The 19,771-nt window shown below is 73.3% G+C and carries 20 protein-coding genes; 12 read left to right on the plus strand and 8 right to left on the minus strand.

Annotation, left to right across the window (positions count from 1 at the left end):
* Positions 1–53: 53 nt before the first annotated feature.
* Positions 54–1,484, plus strand: coding sequence for a DUF5685 family protein (locus tag ACZ4M8_RS18655; protein WP_467608592.1), 1,431 nt, complete (start codon positions 54–56; stop codon positions 1,482–1,484).
* 112 nt (positions 1,485–1,596) lie between these two features.
* On the opposite strand, the gene ACZ4M8_RS18660 is transcribed toward ACZ4M8_RS18655, so the two are convergent.
* On the minus strand, positions 1,597–2,145 hold the full coding sequence (locus ACZ4M8_RS18660) for a SigE family RNA polymerase sigma factor (protein WP_467608594.1): 549 nt from the start codon (positions 2,143–2,145) through the stop codon (positions 1,597–1,599).
* Positions 2,146–2,689: 544 nt separating this feature from the next.
* On the opposite strand from ACZ4M8_RS18660, the gene ACZ4M8_RS18665 reads away from it, so the two are divergent.
* The 7 genes from ACZ4M8_RS18665 to ACZ4M8_RS18695 all read left to right on the plus strand — a co-directional run bounded on the left by ACZ4M8_RS18665 (position 2,690) and on the right by ACZ4M8_RS18695 (position 12,010).
* Entirely contained in the window at positions 2,690–4,387 is a 1,698-nt protein-coding gene (locus tag ACZ4M8_RS18665) for a hypothetical protein (protein ID WP_467608597.1), read from the plus strand.
* A 198-nt stretch (positions 4,388–4,585) separates the two neighbouring features.
* Entirely contained in the window at positions 4,586–6,481 is a 1,896-nt protein-coding gene (locus ACZ4M8_RS18670) for an amino acid adenylation domain-containing protein (RefSeq protein WP_467608600.1), read from the plus strand.
* Positions 6,478–7,422: a chlorinating enzyme gene (locus tag ACZ4M8_RS18675; protein WP_467608602.1), complete on the plus strand. Its 945-nt coding sequence runs from the start codon at positions 6,478–6,480 to the stop codon at positions 7,420–7,422. Before ACZ4M8_RS18670 ends, ACZ4M8_RS18675 begins: the two co-directional genes overlap by 4 nt.
* Positions 7,415–8,674 (plus strand): alpha/beta fold hydrolase, encoded by a 1,260-nt coding sequence (locus ACZ4M8_RS18680; protein WP_467608605.1) that lies wholly within the window; start codon positions 7,415–7,417, stop codon positions 8,672–8,674. The genes ACZ4M8_RS18675 and ACZ4M8_RS18680 overlap by 8 nt, the downstream gene beginning before the upstream one ends.
* Positions 8,671–10,083 (plus strand): FkbM family methyltransferase, encoded by a 1,413-nt coding sequence (locus ACZ4M8_RS18685; protein ID WP_467608608.1) that lies wholly within the window; start codon positions 8,671–8,673, stop codon positions 10,081–10,083. The genes ACZ4M8_RS18680 and ACZ4M8_RS18685 overlap by 4 nt, the downstream gene beginning before the upstream one ends.
* The gene (locus tag ACZ4M8_RS18690) at positions 10,083–10,910 is read left to right on the plus strand and encodes a thioesterase II family protein (protein WP_467608611.1); all 828 of its coding nucleotides are present in this window, start codon (positions 10,083–10,085) and stop codon (positions 10,908–10,910) included. Before ACZ4M8_RS18685 ends, ACZ4M8_RS18690 begins: the two co-directional genes overlap by 1 nt.
* Positions 10,847–12,010, plus strand: a complete 1,164-nt coding sequence (locus ACZ4M8_RS18695) for an acyl-CoA dehydrogenase family protein (protein WP_467608613.1) — start codon at positions 10,847–10,849, stop codon at positions 12,008–12,010. Before ACZ4M8_RS18690 ends, ACZ4M8_RS18695 begins: the two co-directional genes overlap by 64 nt.
* A gap of 377 nt (positions 12,011–12,387) precedes the next feature.
* On the opposite strand, the gene ACZ4M8_RS18700 is transcribed toward ACZ4M8_RS18695, so the two are convergent.
* The 5 genes from ACZ4M8_RS18700 to ACZ4M8_RS18720 all read right to left on the minus strand — a co-directional run bounded on the left by ACZ4M8_RS18700 (position 12,388) and on the right by ACZ4M8_RS18720 (position 16,332).
* Positions 12,388–13,416 (minus strand): protein-L-isoaspartate O-methyltransferase family protein, encoded by a 1,029-nt coding sequence (locus ACZ4M8_RS18700; protein WP_467608616.1) that lies wholly within the window; start codon positions 13,414–13,416, stop codon positions 12,388–12,390.
* 86 nt (positions 13,417–13,502) lie between these two features.
* Complete coding sequence (locus tag ACZ4M8_RS18705; RefSeq protein ID WP_467608619.1) at positions 13,503–13,934, minus strand: lasso peptide biosynthesis B2 protein; 432 nt, start codon at positions 13,932–13,934, stop codon at positions 13,503–13,505.
* A 5-nt stretch (positions 13,935–13,939) separates the two neighbouring features.
* Positions 13,940–14,233, minus strand: coding sequence for a PqqD family protein (locus ACZ4M8_RS18710; RefSeq protein ID WP_467608622.1), 294 nt, complete (start codon positions 14,231–14,233; stop codon positions 13,940–13,942).
* Positions 14,217–16,052, minus strand: coding sequence for an albusnodin/ikarugamycin family macrolactam cyclase (locus ACZ4M8_RS18715; protein WP_467608626.1), 1,836 nt, complete (start codon positions 16,050–16,052; stop codon positions 14,217–14,219). Before ACZ4M8_RS18715 ends, ACZ4M8_RS18710 begins: the two co-directional genes overlap by 17 nt.
* A 151-nt stretch (positions 16,053–16,203) precedes the next feature.
* Entirely contained in the window at positions 16,204–16,332 is a 129-nt protein-coding gene (locus ACZ4M8_RS18720) for a lasso RiPP family leader peptide-containing protein (protein ID WP_450957831.1), read from the minus strand.
* A gap of 197 nt (positions 16,333–16,529) precedes the next feature.
* Here ACZ4M8_RS18720 and ACZ4M8_RS18725 point away from each other — a divergent pair, with 197 nt between their 5' ends.
* The gene (locus ACZ4M8_RS18725; protein WP_467608628.1) at positions 16,530–17,903 is read left to right on the plus strand and encodes a hypothetical protein; all 1,374 of its coding nucleotides are present in this window, start codon (positions 16,530–16,532) and stop codon (positions 17,901–17,903) included.
* A gap of 62 nt (positions 17,904–17,965) precedes the next feature.
* Here the strand turns inward: ACZ4M8_RS18725 and ACZ4M8_RS18730 are convergent, their stop codons facing one another.
* Together ACZ4M8_RS18730 and ACZ4M8_RS18735 are read right to left on the minus strand one after the other, a co-directional pair.
* Positions 17,966–18,187: a DUF397 domain-containing protein gene (locus ACZ4M8_RS18730; protein WP_467608630.1), complete on the minus strand. Its 222-nt coding sequence runs from the start codon at positions 18,185–18,187 to the stop codon at positions 17,966–17,968.
* The gene (locus tag ACZ4M8_RS18735; protein ID WP_467608632.1) at positions 18,184–18,987 is read right to left on the minus strand and encodes a helix-turn-helix domain-containing protein; all 804 of its coding nucleotides are present in this window, start codon (positions 18,985–18,987) and stop codon (positions 18,184–18,186) included. The genes ACZ4M8_RS18730 and ACZ4M8_RS18735 overlap by 4 nt, the downstream gene beginning before the upstream one ends.
* Before the next feature lie 152 nt (positions 18,988–19,139).
* Here ACZ4M8_RS18735 and ACZ4M8_RS18740 point away from each other — a divergent pair, with 152 nt between their 5' ends.
* From ACZ4M8_RS18740 to ACZ4M8_RS18750, 3 genes are read left to right on the plus strand one after another with little or no spacing between them, the layout of a single operon-like run.
* The gene (locus tag ACZ4M8_RS18740; protein ID WP_467608635.1) at positions 19,140–19,340 is read left to right on the plus strand and encodes a hypothetical protein; all 201 of its coding nucleotides are present in this window, start codon (positions 19,140–19,142) and stop codon (positions 19,338–19,340) included.
* On the plus strand, positions 19,337–19,543 hold the full coding sequence (locus ACZ4M8_RS18745) for a hypothetical protein (RefSeq protein ID WP_467608638.1): 207 nt from the start codon (positions 19,337–19,339) through the stop codon (positions 19,541–19,543). The genes ACZ4M8_RS18740 and ACZ4M8_RS18745 overlap by 4 nt, the downstream gene beginning before the upstream one ends.
* Complete coding sequence (locus ACZ4M8_RS18750) at positions 19,540–19,740, plus strand: hypothetical protein (protein WP_467608639.1); 201 nt, start codon at positions 19,540–19,542, stop codon at positions 19,738–19,740. The genes ACZ4M8_RS18745 and ACZ4M8_RS18750 overlap by 4 nt, the downstream gene beginning before the upstream one ends.
* Positions 19,741–19,771 lie beyond the last annotated feature (31 nt).

Consider the following 19,771-nt stretch of genomic DNA (forward strand, 5'->3'; position numbering starts at 1 on the left):
GGCCGCGGCCCGGCGGTGGGCCGCGGACGCGTCGTCACACGGGGGTTCACCACATGTTCGGGATCGTCAGGCCCTGCGCCCATCGGCTGCCCGGAGGGCTGAAGGCGGAGTGGATGGCGCATCTGTGCGGGTTGTGTCTGGCGCTCCGCGCCGACCACGGGCAGTTCGCACGGGTCGTCACCAACTACGACGGGCTGATCGTGTCCGTACTGACCGACGCGCAGCGCGGTGCCGCGCCGGGCGGGCGGCGGACCGCGGGCCCGTGCCCGCTGCGCGGGATGCGGACCGCGTCGGTGGCCAAGGGCGAGGGCGCGCGGCTGGCCGCCTCGGTGTCGCTGGTCCTCGCGTCGGCGAAGATCCGTGACCATGTCGCGGACCGGAACGGGCTGCTGCGCCGCCGCCCGGTGGCCGCCGCGGCGCGGAAGGTCGCCGCCGGGTGGGACCGCGCGGGGGCCCGTACGGGTGCCGGGCTCGGCTTCGACACCGCCGTCCTCGTCGACGCGGTCGACCGGCAGGTCGGCATCGAGCGACTGGCCGGTACGGGCACACCGCTGACGGTGATCACCGAGCCGACCGAGACGGCGACGGCGGCGGCCTTCGCGCACACCGCGGTACTCGCCTCCCGTCCGGAGAACGCCGCCCCGCTCGCCGAGGCCGGACGGCTCTTCGGCCGCCTCGCGCACCTCCTCGACGCCGTGGAGGACCGCGCCGCCGACGCCGCCGAGGGCGCCTGGAACCCGCTCACCGCGACCGGCGCGTCCCTGTCCGAGGCCCGCCGCCTCTGCGACGACGCGCTGCACGGCATCCGCCTCGCCCTGCGCGACGTCACCTTCGCCGACGGGAAACTCGCCCACGTCCTGCTCGTCCACGAACTGCGCCGCTCGGTCGACCGCGCCTTCGGCACCACCTCCTGCGGCCACCGCCCCGGCCCGGCCGTCACCCCCCGCCTCAACCACCCGCACGGCGCCCCGAACCCGTACGGACAGCCGGCCCCTTACGGGAGCCCGACCCCGTACGGGAACCCGCAGGGGACGCCGGGCGGCGGCAACCCGTACGCCGCCGGGCCGCAGCACCTCAACGGCGCGCAGCAGCCGCGACCGGGCGCCGGGCCACCCCCGCCGCGCCGCTACGACGGCGGGATGGACGGCGGCGGGAACGGCGGCCACGACGGCGGCGGATGGGGCGGCGACGGTCACGGGAACGGCGGTGGGCACGGCGGCGGGCACGGCCACGGCGGCGGGTCCGCGCACCGGCCGCCGGAGCCGCCGAAGCCGCCGCGCGGGCTGCTCGCCGGGTGCGTCGTCGCCGTCGGGCTGTGCTGCTCCTGCCAGGTCTGCTGCGCGAGCAGCTACGAGGGCCCGTGGTCACGGAAGAAGCACGAGGGCTGCTGCCACTCCGCGTGCGACGGCTGCGGCGACGGCTGCTGCTGCGACGGCTGCGGTGACGGCTGCTGCTGCGACGGGTGCTGCTGCGACTGCGGGTAGCGCCCCACCGCGCCGCTCACCGCCACGTCCCCCACCGCCCCGCGGACCCGTTCCGGCCGGTCCGCGCGGTGCGGGGCCGCGGCTCCCGGAGGCCACCGGCCCCGCCCCCCGCTCACCCGAAGAGCGCCGGGGCCAGTTCCTCGTCCTCGCGGAGTTTGGCCAGGGCGCGGGAGACGGCGCTCTTGACCGTGCCGACCGAGACCTCCATGACCTCGGCGGTCTGCGCCTCGCTCAGGTCCTCGTAGTAGCGCAGGACGACCATGGCGCGCTGGCGGGGCGGCAGCCGCATGATGGCGCGCCACATCGCGTCCCGCAGGCCCTGGAGTTCGGCCGGGTCGGGCGCGGGCACCGGGTCCGGCTCGGGCAGTTCGTCGCAGACGAACTCGTCGACCTTGCGCTTGCGCCACTGCGAGGTGCGGGTGTTGAGCAGCGCCCGGCGGACGTAGCCGTCCAGCGCGCGGTGGTCCTCGATGCGGTCCCAGGCGACGAACGTCTTGGCCAGCGCGGTCTGGAGCAGGTCCTCCGCGTCGTTGGGGTCGGTGAGCGACCGCGCCGCCCGCATCAGCACCGGGCCGCGGTCCCGTACGTACGACGAGAACGACGGGTACGACGGGCGCTTGGCGGTGGGCTGCGCGGGGACTGTGCACACTGGCGTGGTCATGGCTCCACGCTAGGAGCGGCCCACCCCCCGGCGGATCGCCCCAAGGTGCCGAAGCGCCGTCCGTCTGAAGTTGTACGGGACGGCGCCCGCCTCCCCCCTCCGGACGGAGGGGCGGGCCCTGAGCCGTAGGGGATCCCCGGGCGGGGGCGTCCGGGCGGGGCCCCGGAGCGGCGGCGGCGCCGTGCGTCGTCGGAGGACACCGCGCCCGTGACGGCGGGCCGGCGCCGGCGAGCGCGCCCCACGGCCCCGCCCCGGAACCCGTAGGGGTCGTCCCCGGCCCCCACCCGGCCTCCGCACCCCGCACCCCGCGCTCCTCGGCCACTTCGCGGCGTGCTCCCGCGGACCGGGCGGCGGCGTGGTTACGGTGGCACCGCCCGTCCCGCGGGCACGAAGGCGCGGTCCCCGGGCGTCCGCGGGCCTTGCCGTCCGCCGCGCACCGGGGCGTCGGCCGGTCCGCCGTACGCGGCGGCCGGCCCCGCGCGGCCCGCACTCTGCCGCCCGCTCGCGGCGCACACCACGTTCGTCCACTCTGACCAGGAGAAACGTGTTGCAGACCCAGACCGTCACCCATGCCGGCCGCCCGCTCAGCTGGGCGGGCTTCTGCACCGGCCCGCAGGTGCTCTCCACCGAGCAGCTCGACGCGCTCGCCACCCGGCTGCTCGGCACCGGGCTCGCCGGGGCCGAGGCCGCGGCGCGCACCGAACTCATCCCGTACCCGGCGGCCCGGGGCGCCGTCCCGGCGATCGTCCTCGGCTCCGCCACCACCCTGAAGAAGTGCTACGAGGCCGACCTCGCGCATCTCGTCGAGGGCACCCCGCCCGACGACTTCGCCACGTACAACGAGGCCCGCGCCGTCCATCTCGCCGCCCCCGGGGACCTGGTGGTGGGCCGGACCGAGCCGTGGCGGCAGGCCGTCGCGGGCAGCCGGGCGGAGCCGGTGGACGCCGCCGAGCTGGACCACTACTACCTGACGCACGCGCTGCTCGTCCTGGCCGCGCGGTACCCGGCCGACGCCCCGGCGCCGCCGCTGGCCCGGCTGCTGCGGCAGTTGCGCGAGGCCCCCGGCACGATCGTGCGGCTCTTCGCCCTCGACCCCGAGGCGCGGGTGCTGCTGCTGTGGCTCAAGCGCACCGCGGGTCTTGACCGGCTGCGGGTGGACGCCAACGGGCAGCAGGTCGCCGAGCGGTGGAACCGCAAGACCACGCTGTACCCGACGGTCGAGGAGGCCGCCGAGCTGCCGCCGCCCGCTGCCGCCGCCGACCCCTACGACCTGCTGGCCGCGGAGTCCCGGCTGACGCCGTTCACCCGGGAGTTCGGGACGCTGCTGCCCCGGCTCCCCGGCTACTCCGTGACCCGGGCGGGCGCCGACGCGGCCGGGATGCGGCGGCGGGTGCACGGCGCGGCCCGGCTGCTGCGGGAGCGCTACGGCCTGCCGCTGGGCTGCTTCAAACCGGCCGAGGCGCTCACCGGCAGCCGGATCCGTACCGGCGTCCCGCTCGGCGACGGCGAGGCGCTGGACGCGCTGGCCCGGCAGGCCATGGAGACCGAGGAGGACTACGTCCTGGAGGCACACACCGACTACCTGCGGCACTCCGTGGAGGGGTACGAGTTCATCCTGGCGCCGTCCACCCACGTCGTGGCGGGCGAGCTGGCCGAGGGCGGCACCGTGCAGATCACCCGGGGCAGCGTCTGGGAGGGCAGCGTCTACGTCGACGAGGAGACCTGCGGGCGGTTCGGTATCGACCCGGAGGTCTTCCGGGGCGTGCGGGCGGGCATGGCGGGGCTGCTGGACGCCTTCGAGGGCGGCGGGCGCGGGCTCGGGTTCGTCAAGGGCGGGGTGGACTTCGCGATCGCGAGGATCGGCGGGCGGTTCGGGGACACCCCGGTGGTCGGGATGCAGGATCTGAATCTCTCCTCCAACGGCGCGGAGTACGTCCGGGCGTTCCTCGGGCAGGCGCGGGAGGCGCACGGCGGGGACCGGCGTATCTACGCCGCCACCAAGGTGGTCCGGCCCCTGCCCGGCACCGATCTGCGGCGGCTGAAAGCCGCCGCGGAGCAGGACGCTCCGGGTCGCTGGACGCGGGTGCTGACCTCCGTGCCCGGGTGCTGGGGCATGGTCGGGGTCGCCGGGCCGTGCCCCCGGCAGGCGGCCGAGGATGTTCTCGCGCTCGAACAGCGGTTGCACACGGACGGGTTGCTGCGCACCAGCCTGCGGCAGGCGCCCGAGCCCTGCGGCGCCTGACCGCCGCCCGCTCCACCGCACCGTCCCCCCGCCCGGGGGGCGGTGTTTTTTCTGGGGCGCACGGGATGCCGGAGGTATTCGGGAAATCGCTTTCCGGCCTTACTCCTTCTTGGCCTGCATGACCCCTTTCGCGGGGTTGACGCTCGAAAACACGGATGTCACTGTGCTGGATGTCGATTGCCGGGCGAAGGGTTACGCGTGAGCATATTCAGCGACCTGAACGACCCCAAGGACATTCCGCACTCCGTCCTTGACCAGCAAAGGGACACCTCCCCCCAGAAAAGCGCACCGCCGGATCTGCCACCACAATCCGGCCTGACCAGCCTGTTTGCGACGGTCGCCGCGGAATTTCCGCAGCGTACGGCGGTGACCGCACCCGACGGGAGCCTCACCTACAGCGAATTGAACGAGAAATCCGACCTACTGGCCGGAAAGCTTCTCGACGCGGGCGCGGAAAACGGAAAAACGATAGGTCTCCGCACCCACCGCACCACCGACCTGATCACCGGAATCCTCGGAATTCTCAAGACCGGCGCAGCTTATCTGCCGCTCGACCCCGGATATCCGGACTCCCGTATCCGCTGGGCACTTTCCGATGCGCAATGCCCGGTGGTGGTCACCCCGCCGGACCTCGCCGCCGCCCTCGACGGCACGGGCGTCACCGCCGTGGACCCCGCCGTGGGCCCCGCCGCGCCGGGCGCCGGACCGCGCCCCGCGCCGCCCGCCGTTCCGGGCGACGCCGCCGCGTACGTCATCCACACCTCCGGCTCCACCGGCGAACCCAAGGGCGTCGAGGTCGAACACCGCAACGTCGGCGGGCTGTTCGCCGCCGTCCGGCCGTGGTTCTCCTTCGGCCCGGACGACGTGTGGACGCTGTTCCACTCCGCCGCGTTCGACTTCTCCGTCTGGGAGATCTGGGGCGCCCTGCTGCACGGTGGCCGGCTGGTCGTCGTCCCCCGGGACACCGCCCGCTCCCCCGCCGCCCTCCACCGGCTGCTCCGGGACGAGGGCGTCACCGTCCTCAGCCAGACCCCCGGCGCGTTCGTCCGGCTCGCCGCGGCGGACGCCGGGCGGGAGCCGCTGACCGCGCTGCGCACCGTCGTCCTCGGCGGCGAACGCCTCGACGTGGCGGCGCTGCGCCCCTGGCTGGAGCGGTACGGCGACGACCGGCCCCGGATCGTCAACATGTACGGCATCACCGAGGCGACGGTGCACGCCTCGTACCGCCCGATCCGCCACGCCGACCTGGACGCCACGGGCCCCAGCCCGGTGGGGGTGCCGCTGCCAGGGTTCACCTTCCACCTGCGGGACGCCGAGGGCCGGCCGGTGGCCGACGGGACGCCCGGTGAGCTGTATCTCGAAGGTCCGGCGCTGGCCCGCGGCTATCTGGGCCGCCCCGGGCCGACCGCCGAGCGGTTCGCCGCCGGTCCGCCGCGCACCTTCCGCACCGGCGACCGGCTGGTCCGGCTGCCCGACGGCGGCTACGGCTACCTGGGCCGCACCGACGACCAGCTGAAACTCCGCGGCTACCGCGTCGAGCCGGGCGAGATCGAGGCGCTGCTCGTCCGCCACCCGGAGGTCGGCGCGGCGGCGGTACGGACCCACGACCACGGCGAGGGGGACGTCCGGCTCGTCGCCTACGTCACCGCCGCCGCCCGGCACCGGGACGCCCCGGCGCGGCTGACCGCCGAGCTGACCGCGCTGGCCGGCGCCGAACTGCCGCCGCACATGCGGCCGTCCGCCCATGTCGTCCTCGACGCGCTGCCGCTGACCGCCAACGGCAAGACCGACCGGGCGGCGCTCCCGGCGCCCCCGGCGACCGCGCCGGACGGCGGGCGCGAGGCGGCGCCCGACGCGTCCTCCGGGGAGCGGATCACCGCGATCTGGCGCACCGTCCTCGACGTCGACGACGTCGCGCCCGACGCCGACTTCTTCGACCTCGGCGGCACCTCCCTCACCCTGCTGCGCATGTTCGAGCGGGTCAACGCGGCGTTCGGCACCGATCTGGACGTCACCGTCCTCATCGACGGCGCCACGGTCGCCTCCCTGACCGCGCACATCGACGCCGCCCGGACCACCGAAGGAGACGCATGACCACCGAAGCCACCCGGTTCCGGCTCAGCGACGAGGAGCTGAAGAACTTCCACGCGCGCGGCTACGCGGGCCCGTTCACCCTCTACGAGCCCGACGAGATCAAGCGGCGGTGGGCCCAGGAGCGGCTGCGGCTGCTGGACCGCAGCGCCGCCGTCTACCAGGACGAGGCGGCCGTCTCCGGCGGCACCAACATCGCCAACTACGACCGCCACCTCGACCAGGAGTTCCTCGCCGACCACATCACCCGCCCGGAGATCGTCGACCGGGTCTCGTCGATCCTCGGCCCGGACGTGCTGTGCTGGCGCTCGGAGTTCTTCCCGAAGTACCCGGGCGCCGAGGGCACCGACTGGCACCAGGCCGACACCTTCGCCAACGCCTCCGGCTCCCCGCAGATCCTCTGGCCCGGCGGCTCCGACTTCGGCGGCACCATCACCGTCTGGTGCGCCTTCACCGACGCCACCGTCGACATGGGCTGCCTGCAGTTCATCCCCGGCACCCACCGCACGATGTACTACGACGAGACCAAGCGGATGCACTACGACCCGGACCTCGCCGACGTCGAGAAGGGCGGTGTCCGCCGCGGCTTCTTCGGCTACGACTACCGGGAGCTGCAGATCGACCCGGACTGGACGCCCGACGAGTCGCAGGCGGTCTCGATGGAGATGCGCGCGGGCCAGTTCATCGTCTTCTGGTCGACGCTGATGCACGCCTCCCACCCGCACCTGGGCACCACCCGCGACATGCGGATGGGCTTCGTCGGCCGGTACGTCCCCACGTCGGTGCGGATCTATCCGGACACCGACGCGATCGAGGAGTACGGCGGCCGGGTCGGGCTGGAGCGGTACGGCGCGGTGCTGGTGTCCGGCGAGGACCGCGAGGGCCACAACCGCATCGCCACCCACACCACCCGTAACCACCCGTTCCGGCGACGCGATGTCTGAGCCGGGTGCCGCCGCCACCGGCCGTGGCGGCGGCCCCGGCACGCCGCCGGACGCCGCCCTGCACACCCTGGCCGCCGCGCTGCGGGACACCTCGTCGCTGCTCTGCTCGGTGCCGGGACCGCTGCGCGTGGCCCCCGCGCCCGGCACCGCGCCGTGGACGACGGCCGCCGGGGACGTCCTGGACCGCCTCACCGGACGCCTCGGCCTGCCCGGTATCGAGGTCGTCCCCGACACCACCGGACTGTGGGCCGCCGAGGTGGCCGTGGGCCGGCGGCTGGCGCTCGACGCGGCGGCGCTGACGGCGGCGGCCGGCAGCCCGCTGGCCGGGCCGGTGCGGGCGGCGTCCGCCGCGCCGCCCGGCGAGCCGGTGGTGCTGCCCGCGTACGACGGCACTCCGCTGCGTGCCTACGCCGCCGGGGAGCCGGGCCGCCCGGCCGTCCTCGTCGTCGGCGCGTGCGGGATGCCGGTGGGCCTGGCCGCGCCGTGGCTGCGGGCGCTGTCCGGTGCGTACCGGGTGCTGACGTGGGAGAGCCGGGCGCTGTTCGCGCCGCGCGCCAAGGCGGGGCTGCCGCCGCTGCTCGGCCACGATCTGGCGGCGCAGAGCAGCGATCTGCTCGCCGTGCTCGACGGGTTCGGGGTGAGCACGGCCCACGTCATGGGCGTGTGCGGCGGCGCTCCGCTGGCGCTGGCCGCCGCCGCGGCCTCCCCGCGGCTGACGTCGCTGAGCCTGTGGCACGGCGATTTCGAACTCGGCGGCGACGCGCCCAAGACCGACCATCAGCGGGACGTGGCCGCGCTCCTCGCCAAGGCCGGTCAGGGCACCGCGCAGGCGGAGGGGTTGTACCGGCTGCTGCGCCGCCCCCGCTCGCTGGCGAAGCTGCGTCCGGACGTCGCCCACCATCTGGTCCACCCGTACGCCTCGACGGAGCTGCTGCGCCGCTACGGGCTGCTGAACGGCGCGATCATGACCACCGACTGCCGTCCGCTGCTGACCGCGGTGGACCGGCCGGTGCTGGTCGTCACCAGCCCCGAGGACACCACCGCGCACCCGGACGGCTCGGTGCACGCCGCCCGGCTGCTGCCCCGCGCCACGCTGCGGTGGCTGCCGCACGGCGACCACCTCACCGCCTTCGACGCCGGGCCGGAACCGGTGCGTCTCGCCATGGAGTTCCTGCGCGCGCACCCACCGGAGCCCGCCCCCGACCGTCCCACCGCCCGTGACCGTTTCGGCGACCGGAAGGGCCGCTCATGACCGCACCGACCCGCACCGAGCAGCACGGCCCGCCCGCCGCCGCAGGCGACGCGGTGGCGCGGGCCCTCGCCTCCCACCCCGCGGTCGCCGCGAGCGCCGTCCGCGGCCCGGCCGGCCACCGCACCGCGTACGTGGTGCCCGATCCGCGCCACGCCCCGCAGCTGCACCGCGCGGCGGTCGCCGGCGAGGCGGCGCTCCCGACCGGCCTGGAGTGGCACGAACCGGCGGACGACCTGCGGCTGGCGGGCGTCAACCGCACCGAGTCCGCCTTCCTGTACCGCGAGATCGTCACCGACCGCGCCTATCTGCGGCACGGCGTCACGCTCCCCGACGACCCGGTGATCGTCGACGTCGGCGCCAACATCGGCATGTTCACCCTGCACGCCGCCCGCACCCGCCCCCGGGCGAGGGTCCTCGCCGTGGAGCCGGTCGCCGAACTCGCCGCCGCCACCGCCGCCAACGCCGCGCTCTACGGCCTCGACGTCACCGTCCTGGCCTGCGCGCTCGGTGCCGTACCGGGCCGGGCGGAGCTGACGTACTACCCCGGCAACAGCGTGATGTCCGGCCGCTACGCCGACGCCGGGGAGGACCTGGAGGTGCTGCGCGGCTATCTGCTGACGGGCGAGGGCGCCGGGGAGGGCGGGCAGCTGGACCGGCTGGCCGCCGGGCGGATGGCGGGCGAGCGCCGCGACTGCGCGGTCCGCACCCTGACCGAGGTGGTCGCCGAGGCGGGTCTGGACCGCATCGACCTGCTGAAGATCGATGTGGAGAAGGCCGAGGCCGATGTCCTGGCGGGCATCGACGAGACGCTGTGGGCGCGGGTGCGCCAGATCGTGCTGGAGGTCCACGACCTCGACGGACGGCTGGCCCGGATCGTCGGCCAGCTCCGCGAGCGGGGCTTCACCGTCACCCACGACCAGGACCCCCGCCTGCGTCTGACGCCCTGTCACAACGTGTACGGCCGCCGCCCGGACGCCCGCCCCGCGCCCGCCGCTCAGGCCCCGGCCGCCCCGCCGCTCGCCACCCTCCGCGCCCTCGAACGGCAGCTGCGGGAGCATCTGGCCCAGTGCGCCCCGGACCTCCCGGCGCCCGACCGGTTCGCGCTGGTCACCGAGGTGCCGGAGGAGACGGCGGCGGACGGATCGCCCCCGGCCTCCGCACCGCAGGCGTCCGGCGCACCGTCCTCCCGTACCGCCGTCTTCACCGCCATCTGGACGGAACTTTTCGGGCCGGGCTCGGACCGTCCGGACGCCGACTTCTTCGACCTCGGCGGCGACTCACTGACGGCGGTACGGATGCTGACGCTGCTGGAGGAGCGGCTCGGCGAGGAGGCGCTGGCGCCGGACGCGGTCTTCGCGGACGGCACCTTCGCCGGGCTCGCCGCCGCCGTCGAGGCGTCGGCGACCTGATGGCCGCCGCCCCCGCCGCCCGCTGGTTCCACCGCCCGCTGCCCCGCCCCGGCGCCCGGCTGCGGCTGGTGTGCCTGCCGTGCGCCGGGGGCGGCGCGTCGGCGTTCCGCGACTGGCCGGCGGCGCTCCCCGACGACGTCGAGGTGGTCGCCGTCCGGCTGCCGGGCCGGGAGAACCGCACCGCCCAGGCGCCGTACGACCGGTGGCCGCCGCTCGTCGCGGCGCTGGGCGCGGCGCTCGCCGAGGCGGTGACGCCGCCGTACGCGCTGTTCGGGCACAGTCTCGGCGCGATGCTCGCCTACGAGCTGACCCTCACGCCGGGCCCGGCGCCGCCTCCGGAGCGGCTGTTCCTGGCGGGGTGCCGGGCGCCGGACGTCCCGCTGCTGGTGCCCGCCGTCCACGATCTGCCGGACGCGGCGTTCACCGAGGGGCTGCGGCGGATGGCGGGGACGCCGGAGGAGGTGCTGCGCAATCCGGCGCTGCTGGCCCTGCTGACGCCGATGCTCCGGGCCGATCTGCGGCTGGCGGAGACCTGGCCGCCCGCCGGGGCACGCCCGCTGCCGCTGGCGCCGACGCTGTTCGGCGCCGCCGACGATCCGATGGCGCCGCCCTCCGCCGTCGCCGGGTGGCGCCGCCACGCCCCGCCCGGCGTCCGCGCCCATCAGCTGCCCGGCGGGCACTTCTTCCCCCAGGAGCACGCCGCGCGGTTCCTGCGGCTGCTCGCCGGGGAGCTGCGCCCCCGCCACGGGAGAGGAAACGCACCATGCGCTCCGTCTACTTCACCGACGCCCACGAGGAGTTCCGCGACCGGGTCCGCACCTTCCTGACCACGCATGTCGCCCCGTACGCCGCCGTCTGGGAGGAGGAGCGGGCGCTGCCGCGTTCGCTGTGGCGGGCGCTGGGTGCGGAGGGGCTGCTGGGTCTGGCGCACCCGCGGTCGGCGGGCGGCGGGGAGCACGATCTCTTCACCTCCGTGGTGTTCCTGGAAGAGTTGGGCCGTCTCGGCTTCGGCGGGCTGCGGGCGGCGGTCTCCGTCCACGCCTACATGGCCACCCACTACCTCGCGGCGTCCGGCGGCCCGGAGCTGTGCGCGGCGTATCTGGCCCCGGCGGTACGCGGCGACAAGATCGCCGCGCTGGCGCTGACCGAACCGGGCGCCGGCGCGGACCTCTCCCGCCTCGCCACCACCGCCGAACGCGACGGCGACCACTACGTCGTGAACGGCACGAAGACGATGGTCTCCAACGGCACCACCGCCGACTTCCAGGTGGCGGCGGTCCGCACCGCACCCCCGTCCGGCTCCGGACGGCGCGGCGCCACCGGCCTGTCCCTGCTGGTCATCGATGCCTCGCTACCCGGCGTCACGGCCCGCCCGCTGCCCACGCTCGGCTGGCGCGCGGCGGACACCGCGACGATCCGGTACGACGCGGTACGGGTCCCGGCCGACCGGCTGATCGGCCGCCGGGACAGCGGTTTCTACTACCTGATGCGCGGCCTGGAGCGGGAACGGCTGGTCGCCGCGGTGCTGGCGCTCGGCGGGATGGAACGGACCCTGGACGACGCCCGCGCCGCGGTGGCCGGAAGGGAACTGTTCGGCGGCACCCTCGGCGATCTCCAGGCCCCCCTGCACCGCCTCGCCGACCTGGCGACCGAGCTGACCGCCGCCCGCCACCTCGTCCACCACGCCGCCTGGTGCCTGGAACAGGGCGCCCCGCCCGGCACCGCCTGCTCCATGGCGAAGCTCCACACCACCGAGTTGGCCTGCCGTATCGCCGAGGCCAACCTCCACCTCCAGGGCGCCCGCGGCTACCTCGACACCTCGGACGCCGCCCGCGCCCACCGCGACGCCCACGCCGCCACCCTCGCCGCGGGCCCGAGCGAGGTGATGCGCGACCTCATCGGCCGCTCCCTGCTCCGGGACCCGTGAGGCCCGCCCGGGTCCCGTACGGCGCCCCGGCTCCCCCACTCTCAGAAATCACCCAAAAATTCCCACAGGGGGCTTTTCACCCATAGGGGTCGCGAGTACTATAAATAACAGCCTGCGGGGCGAGCGAGGGAGCTCGACCGGAGCGCGTCCGCAAGAGAGGGCGGTGACCCTCTCGAACACGCAAGGGCCGGGCTGAGAGGCCGGAAGGTCGGGGAGACCGGAAGGCGACCTCCACCACCTGATGCGGACAATGCCGCCGAAGGAAGCCCACCTCGCAGGTTCACACGTTCACAGAAACCCGACGCCCGGGGCCGCGAGCCGGCACCGGGCGTCGTTGTGTGTACGGGGGAGCTGGGCTCTCCCATTCCAGGCTCCGTCTACCGGTACAGCCGGAGATCCCAGCCTGTCGGCTCCTCACCGCCACCCGTGCGGATCAAGGCCGGGGTATAGGTCTCGGGCGCCGGCCGTCCGGCCGCCTCCCATTTCTGAAGCCAGCCGCGCAGTACTTCCAGGGATGGGGAGCCGGGCCGGTCGGCAAGGATTGTGCCGTCCTGCTGGATGACGGCCGCCGTAGTTTCTGTGGTGTGCCCGATGGCCCACAGGCCGGGGCTCAGCCCAGCCATGGTCAGCCCGTGGTCGTCCAGGGCAGCGACGAACGTCCGCCAAGATTGCCAGTCGATCCCGGAGCCGCAATAAGCCTCGGTGTACGCGTCCTTCAGCAGGAGCCCCAGCGCCGTCCGGGCGCCACTGTGCAGCGCATCGTCCTCCTGGCGCCAGGAGACGGAGATCCAGGAGGAGGTGGGAACACGGTTCTCCCAGTCCACCCATCGGCCAGGCAGGTCCAGGTCGGTCTTCGGCGAGATGGTCGCGTCGATGTATCCGCCGTTGAACACTGCCTCCACGACCGGTGTCCCACCATCCACACGGATCTTTACGACGACCGTCATGCTGGGCACCTCGGCAATCGGCAGCGGGGCGACGATCAACCCGCCATCGGCAACCTGGTCCACCCACGCCTTCGGCAGCAGCGGCGGGGTGCACCAGGCCACCATCCGGTCGTATGGAGCCCGTGCAGCGAATCCGCCTGTGCCGTCGGCGGTGTGACATCGGACGCGATCCAAGCCGCGCTGGTGATGGATGAGCCCCGCCCAGCGGCTGAGGTAGGCGTCGATGTCGAGGCTGGTGACCTGCCCGGTGGGGCCGACGAGTTCGGCGAGCAGCGCGCCCGAATAGCCGGAGCCGGTGCCGAACTCCACGACGTTCATGCCCACTTCAACGTTGAGTGTGGACAGCTCGCGGTGGATGACGGCGGGGTTGGAGCGGTGCGGGGTGGCTCCCCGGCCTTCGTGGTGGGTGTAGTGGCGCTCGGGAACGTTCTCGGCGGCCTGGGCGACGACGCTGCGCAAGGGTTCACTCCTCGGGGTATGAGCGGGCACGTGTTTCTCAACTGCTCCGGACGGGTGGGGACACGTATCCGGAGCAGGGCAGAGGGTCAGGTGGTCAGCGCGGTGCGGTGGTGCCAGCCGGCGTCGGTGTATTCGCCGACCGGCCCCTGGCCGGGCAGTTCGGCCCATGCGTGGTACTCGACGGGCGGCGGGGAGAACCGGGCCCCGAGGCACCAGGTCAGGCGCCGTCCCATGAGAGCGGCGGCCAGCACGGTGCCGAGGGAGGTCTCCATGCAGGCAGCACGGCCGGGCCATAGGCGGGCCGTGTGCCGTACGGCGTCCACGAGCGCTTCGGCCTGCGCCGGGTTCAGCGGACGTCGACCGGCCCGGCGGGCGATACGGGCACCGCCGACGGTGTAGCGGAAGCGGCCCGCCTTGCCGACGGGGAGCCGTAGCAGGATGAGGGCCAGAGCGAAGCCCGCGGCTGCCGCCAGCCGCTCGCCGAAGGTGCCGGTGCGCGTCGTGGAGTAAGCCTCCATGCTCGTCACCTCCACCACCTCCGCCTGCGACGGTGGTCGGCCGGTTCCGTGGCGGTGAGACCCTGTGCGGTCAGCGCGTCGGCGACGGCGCGGACGTCGGTGCGTGCCTGCGCGGTGCTGATTCCGTAGCGCTCCGCGTACTGCCCGGCGGCCTCTTCCTCGGTGGCGCCCGCGAGCAGGAGCATCACAACGGCGGCTGCGGTCGGCGTCAGGTGTGTCCACCGGCCGGTGCGCTCATTCAGGATTGCACCGCCTTCGTCGGTGAGGACGGGATGGGCGGTGTCAGCGAGCCGCAACACGGGCGTTCACCTCCCACCACGTGCGGGCGGAGCCGTCGATCTGGCGGAGCCAGATCTCGGCGGAGACCGCGAGGTGCAGGGCGCCCTGGGCGGTGGGCTGTCCGGCGGCGGCCCGTGCGAGCATCCGCGCCACCGGCTGCCGGGTGATCAGCCCGGCCGCGGCCAGCCGCGAGGGGGAGCCGAGGAGATCGAGCAGCACGGGGGCTTGGTCGCGCAGCCCCGCGTAGGCGAGGGCGTTGAAGCCGCCCTTCGTGGTGCGGCTGAGTACGAAGTCGGGCAGCACTCCGGATTCGGCGAATGCCGTGGTCAGGAGCGGCTTGTACCGGCCGGGGGCGCCCCGTTGTTCTGCCGGGACGGACAGGCAGGCCCGGATGACCTCGTTGTCCAGGTACGGGGCGACCAGGTCGATGCCGTACTCGGTGGACGCGAGGTCACGCCAGCCGGTGGTGTCGGCGCCGAGGCGTGCCAGGGCCTGCCGGTCCGCCCACGCGGCGAGACGTACGGGGACATCGTGCAGCTGGCCGGCGGCCCCTTCCAGGGCGATGGCGAGTTGGTGGCGGACGTCGGGGCACATCCAGTCAGCTGTGGCCAGCAGCGGCGACCACGACACCGGGCGGGACGCCTGCGGCACCCACTGACGGGCGGGGCCGCGGAGTTCGGCGGCCGTCTGCCGCATCGCACCGACCAGGCCGGTGCGGGAGGCCGGGCGCGCCCGCCGGAGCATCGACCATGTGGAGGTGTGCCGTAGCCGGGCGTGACCGAGCGCGTGTTGCCAGGCACGACGGTAGTGCTTCTCTCGCAGCAGGTCGGCGAGATAGGAGGAGGGGGCGGACAGCACCGCGTCCCCGGCCGACCCGGTCAGATGCAATCCCGGCGAAGGGTGGCGGGCGGCGACGGTGTCCAGCACGGCCCGTTTGATCGAGGCGGTGACGGCGTACGCGTTCGGCGCATCGGTCACCGGTAGTTTGCTCAGGTCGTCCAGGCCGTCGTAGTAGACGGTGGCCGCCGTGCCCGGAACCGCGTGATGCTCCAGTCCCGGTACCGCCGAGGCGGTCCGGGTCGCATACGGGAGGTCGTCGTCGCGCAGGCGCTCGTCGGCGAATGTCACGGCTGTGACCGGGCCGCGCTGTGCGGCGAGGCAGGCCAGCGTGGTGGAGTCCAGTCCGGCCAGGTCGGCGCTGACCGGACGGCCGTCCAGCCGGGTCGCGACGGCCTCGGTGAGAGCAGCGCGCACCCTCGCCGCGGCGAGGGGCAGGTCCACGCTCTCGTAGGCGGTCGGCTCGAACGGCACCGTGCGGGCCCCTGTGGTGTCGATCAGCAGCAGATGACCGCCCGATACGCGTTCGACGTCCCGCAGGAGGCTGCGCTGCGCCAGGATGTCCGGCTGGGCGAGCGCGAGGTGTGCGGCAAGCGCGGTTGGGTCGCATGGCGCCCCGTCGAGGGCAGCCAACGCCAGCGCGGACGTCGCCCACCATGTCGTGCCGATGTGGCGGCGCCAGTACACCGGGTGCTGCCCGGCCAGATCACCGATCACCGCCACCGTCGGCCCGCTGCGAGCGAGGACCAGGTACGAGCCAGGCCAGCACGTCAGGTCCCGCCACCGTCCCGCCTGCACCGCTGGCAGCCGCGCGTCGAGCTGGCTGCCGTCGGCCCCGCAGTCTCCGATCACGGTCAACCGCACGGGCCCGTCGCCCACGCACCGCACCCGCGACGTCGGCCATCCGGCGGTCCACGTCGCTTCCACACCGGGCACCGCACGCCCGCCCCGGGGAAGCCTGGTGTCTCCCGTCGGCCCGTATCGCCCTGCGCTCCATTTCATCGGCCCTGTCCCTTCCGTTGTGCCGGTTCCGAGATGAGAAGCGGGGCGCCGGGCCGCCCGTCTGCGCCTCAGCACAGGTGTGGCGGCTCCGGCGCCCCGGCCGGTCCGGGCGAGGTCGCGCGCATCGCGCCCGGACCGGCGGGCCTGAAGGTCAGGCGTCCTTGTACTGGGTGTCGTCAGCGGTGTCGAAGGTCTGGGTGCCCAGCGTCACCTCGACGACGTCGCCGGCGTCCTGTACTACCGGCGCCTGGTAGACCGGAGTCTGCGTCTTGCGGTCCATTTCGGAACCTCCTTGGTGTTCCGCCCCTGGGCGCCCGGAAGTGGACGCGCAGTGAACGGCACTGCTCAGTCCGGAAGTTCGGCGTTCCGGAGAACCAGCCGCCAAGCTTCCGGACATGACCAACAGTCAACCGCCGATCACACGGCGTCGGTACGGTGAGGAAGGACTGATGGGTATACGGGGTATACGGAGCGGCCATGGGACAGCGCTTACCGAACGTCAGGCTGAAGGAAGCCGTCACCGAGTCGGGGTGGACATACACGGCGCTCGCCCACGCGGTCCGCCAGGTCGCGGCCGAGATGGGCGACTCCTTGCGGACCAACAAGTCGGCGGTGGACCACTGGATCGCCGGAGTGGTGCCCTCGGAACAGACACGCCGCTATCTCGCGATCGCGCTCTCACGACGCCTGGGACGCGCGCTGACGCCGGAGGACCTGGGGCTACCGGCCCCGGCCGGCTGGGAAAATGACGGTGTCGGGCTGTCCATCGGAGAAGACCCGCTGGACGCGCTGATGCCGATCTGGAGGGGTGACTTGGACCGCCGAAACTTCCTGTCCGGCGCCGCGTACTCGGTGGCCGCGGCCATTCTTCCGTTGGAGCACGTCACCGATATCGCCGCCCGCGCGGCTAAGGCCCGCACGGGCGCCCGGGTCGGGCACGCGGATGTAGCCGCAGTACGCGACATGATCGCGATGTTCGGAGTGATGGACGAGCGCCACGGCGGCCAGCACGGCCGCTCCGCACTGGTGCAGTATCTGATGTCGGACGTGGCATCCCTGTGCCGTGGGCGGTTCAGTTCCGAGGACGACCACCGGCACATGCTCTCCGTCGCTGCCGTCGGCGTTCACCAGGCCGGTTGGCGGGCGTACGACGGCGGGGAACAGGGACTCGCGCAGAGGTACTACCTCCAGTCGTACGCCCTGGCCCACGAATCCGGAATCGTCGGGCACGACGCGTTCGTCATGAGGACCATGTCGCAGCAGGGTATGAAGCTGCACCATCCGGAGCACTGTCTGTCCCTGGCCGCCTCCGCCGTCACCAAGGTCCGTGGTCGGGTCGATGCCCAGACCGAGGCCCTGTTCGCCGTCACCCACGCACACGCCCTCGCCAAGGCGGGGCAACGGCAGGAAGCCGTCCGGGAGGTCGAGCGCGCCCGTGCCGCCATCAGTTCCGCGAAGGGTGACGATGTGCCGTTCTGGGCGTTGTCGTGGGGGCCGCCCGCTGCCACCGTTCGCAGCCGGACGGCCAAGGTTTTCGAAACGCTCGGCGACCGGCGTCACGCCGCGGCGATGTACGGTGCGGCGGCAGCAAGCCGACCGCCCGGAACCTACGCGCGTATCGTCGCGCTGGACCTGGTGGCGCAGGCCGAGATGCAGGCCGCCGGAGGCGGCATCGAGCAGGCATGCGCCACCTGGGGCCGGGCGATGGATCACATGGACGGCGTACGCTCCGCGCGTACGGCCAAGGCCGTACGCAGCATGCGCCGGGACCTCGCCCGGTACCGTGCCCGAGGCGTACGGTGCGCCGCCGAACTCGACGCACGCGCCACCGATTTCCTCGCCCGTGCCTGAAACCCGACGCCCGGGGCCGCGAGCCGGCACCGGGCGTCGTTGTGTGTACGGGGGGAGTTGAGCTAGATCTCGGAGCCCTTGGCGAACTCCACGAACGAGGACCACGAGGCCACGGGGAATGCCAGTGCGGGACCGTTGGGGTCCTTGCTGTCGCGGACGGGGAGGACGCCCAGCTCCGGGACGAGGTTGCGGGCCACCTCCACGCAGTCACCGCCGTGCTGGTCGCTGTAGCTCGACTTTATCCAGTCCGCCCCGGCCAAGTTGTACTGCGGGTTGGTGCTCATGATGCGTACCCCTCCATTGCGCGCCGGATGGTTGACGCTGACTCCTCGGGGCTGAGTGCCATCGTCTGGACGCGATCGTAGATCAGCCCGTACTGAGCCACCCTGGCCGATTCTTCCACCAGGTTGCCCAGTCCTGAGCCCTCCAGATAGGCCACGCTGGGGCCCTCCGGCAGGGCGAGCACGGTGAGCTGACCGCCGAGGGCCGGGTGTGCGCCCACGGAGACGGGCAAGACCTGGACGAACACGTTGGGGCGGGTGGCCACGTCGAGTATGTGGCCGAGTTGGTCGGCCATCACAGCGGGCCCTCCCACCGGCCGCGACAGAACGGCCTCATCGATGATGAACCATGCCGGGGGCGGCTCCTCCGCACGCGTCAGGATCTCCTGTCGCGCCAGTCGGCCCGCAAGTGCGATCTCGACTTCGTCCGGCGTGAGCGTGCCCGCATGCAGCATGGCGCGGGCGTAGTCCTCGGTCTGAAGCAGCCCAGGAACAACGCTTGTTGAATACAGGCTGATCGAAGCGGCGATCTTCTCGAACTGTACGTACCGAGCGAACCAGTTCCTGACAAGCGGCGCTTCCTCCATGAACCGCCAGAACCTCTCGAAGAACCCTGGCGCAGGGTCACCGAACGCGCGGTCGATCTTCTGGAAGTTCTCCAACGTGCCAGGCACATGGGCCCGTTCGATCTGTGCGATCCGGCTGGGGGACATGCCCGCCTGTCGTGCCAGGTTCTTCTGCGCCCAGCCGCGCTCCTCCCTGCGGCGGATTAACTCGCCGCCGATGTAGTGCGCGGGCGTCATCGGAGTATCGGCCAAGACGTCATCACCTCATTAACAGGCCCGGATAAAGCTTTAACAGCGCCTCGTAAAGAGTTTCACCCTCCGTATGGTCCGGGCGCCCCGTTCAGCCCGTGTAGACACTAACCACCCACCAGGGGAACGGAGTTACGGAGGTGCGCATCATGAAGGCGTTCGCCGAGAACGAGCTGGCGACGGACACCAAGCTAGGGCAATCCGGTTGGCCCGTCAGCCAATCCACGAGAAAGGAAAAGAAAGCCGCCGGGAGCACCAAAGACCTCGCGGACAAACTCAAGGAGACGAACAACGCCCGGCGCGCGAACCGTGCGGCGCACGACGGGAGGCCCCTCGCATGAGCGAGTACACCGCGTGGACCGACGCCCCCTTCGGCACCCACGGACTCCCGGTCCACCCGGCCTGCCCCGCCTGCGTCGCCGCAGGCGAACTGCTGCGCGAAGCCGCCAGGACCCGCGACCCGTCCGCCGCCGTGGACGCCCGCATCCACCTCCGCGAACACCCCGGCCACCGATCCGGACACGGCCGGAGGACGGCGAAGTGACCCCACGTACCACGTACGAAACAGCGCCCACCCGCGCCGGAACCGTCGGCGAGGACGTCCTCCGCGTCCACGAACTCACCGACGACGCCGACCCCCGACCCAAATGCGGCGCCGGAGAAGGCGAAACCGTCGACGAATGGCTGCGCGCGGTCAACTGTCCGGACTGCACGCGCCGAACTCCTCACCCGGCCAGGTGAATACGGAAAGATCGAGCGGAAAGGCGGAGGA

The organism is Streptomyces sp. NPDC027185 (genome assembly GCF_055567035.1).

Coding starts and splice junctions, on each gene's coding strand:
- ACZ4M8_RS18695 (WP_467608613.1), top strand. CDS start 10,847: ATGCGCTCCGTCTACTTCACCGACGCCCACGAGGAGTTCCGCGACCGG.
- ACZ4M8_RS18720 (WP_450957831.1), bottom strand. CDS start 16,332: ATGGACCGCAAGACGCAGACTCCGGTCTACCAGGCGCCGGTAGTACAG.
- ACZ4M8_RS18685 (WP_467608608.1), top strand. CDS start 8,671: ATGACCGCACCGACCCGCACCGAGCAGCACGGCCCGCCCGCCGCCGCA.
- ACZ4M8_RS18655 (WP_467608592.1), top strand. CDS start 54: ATGTTCGGGATCGTCAGGCCCTGCGCCCATCGGCTGCCCGGAGGGCTG.
- ACZ4M8_RS18725 (WP_467608628.1), top strand. CDS start 16,530: ATGGGACAGCGCTTACCGAACGTCAGGCTGAAGGAAGCCGTCACCGAG.
- ACZ4M8_RS18690 (WP_467608611.1), top strand. CDS start 10,083: ATGGCCGCCGCCCCCGCCGCCCGCTGGTTCCACCGCCCGCTGCCCCGC.
- ACZ4M8_RS18715 (WP_467608626.1), bottom strand. CDS start 16,052: ATGAAATGGAGCGCAGGGCGATACGGGCCGACGGGAGACACCAGGCTT.
- ACZ4M8_RS18675 (WP_467608602.1), top strand. CDS start 6,478: ATGACCACCGAAGCCACCCGGTTCCGGCTCAGCGACGAGGAGCTGAAG.
- ACZ4M8_RS18735 (WP_467608632.1), bottom strand. CDS start 18,987: ATGACGCCCGCGCACTACATCGGCGGCGAGTTAATCCGCCGCAGGGAG.
- ACZ4M8_RS18745 (WP_467608638.1), top strand. CDS start 19,337: ATGAGCGAGTACACCGCGTGGACCGACGCCCCCTTCGGCACCCACGGA.
- ACZ4M8_RS18705 (WP_467608619.1), bottom strand. CDS start 13,934: ATGGAGGCTTACTCCACGACGCGCACCGGCACCTTCGGCGAGCGGCTG.
- ACZ4M8_RS18660 (WP_467608594.1), bottom strand. CDS start 2,145: ATGACCACGCCAGTGTGCACAGTCCCCGCGCAGCCCACCGCCAAGCGC.
- ACZ4M8_RS18730 (WP_467608630.1), bottom strand. CDS start 18,187: ATGAGCACCAACCCGCAGTACAACTTGGCCGGGGCGGACTGGATAAAG.
- ACZ4M8_RS18680 (WP_467608605.1), top strand. CDS start 7,415: ATGTCTGAGCCGGGTGCCGCCGCCACCGGCCGTGGCGGCGGCCCCGGC.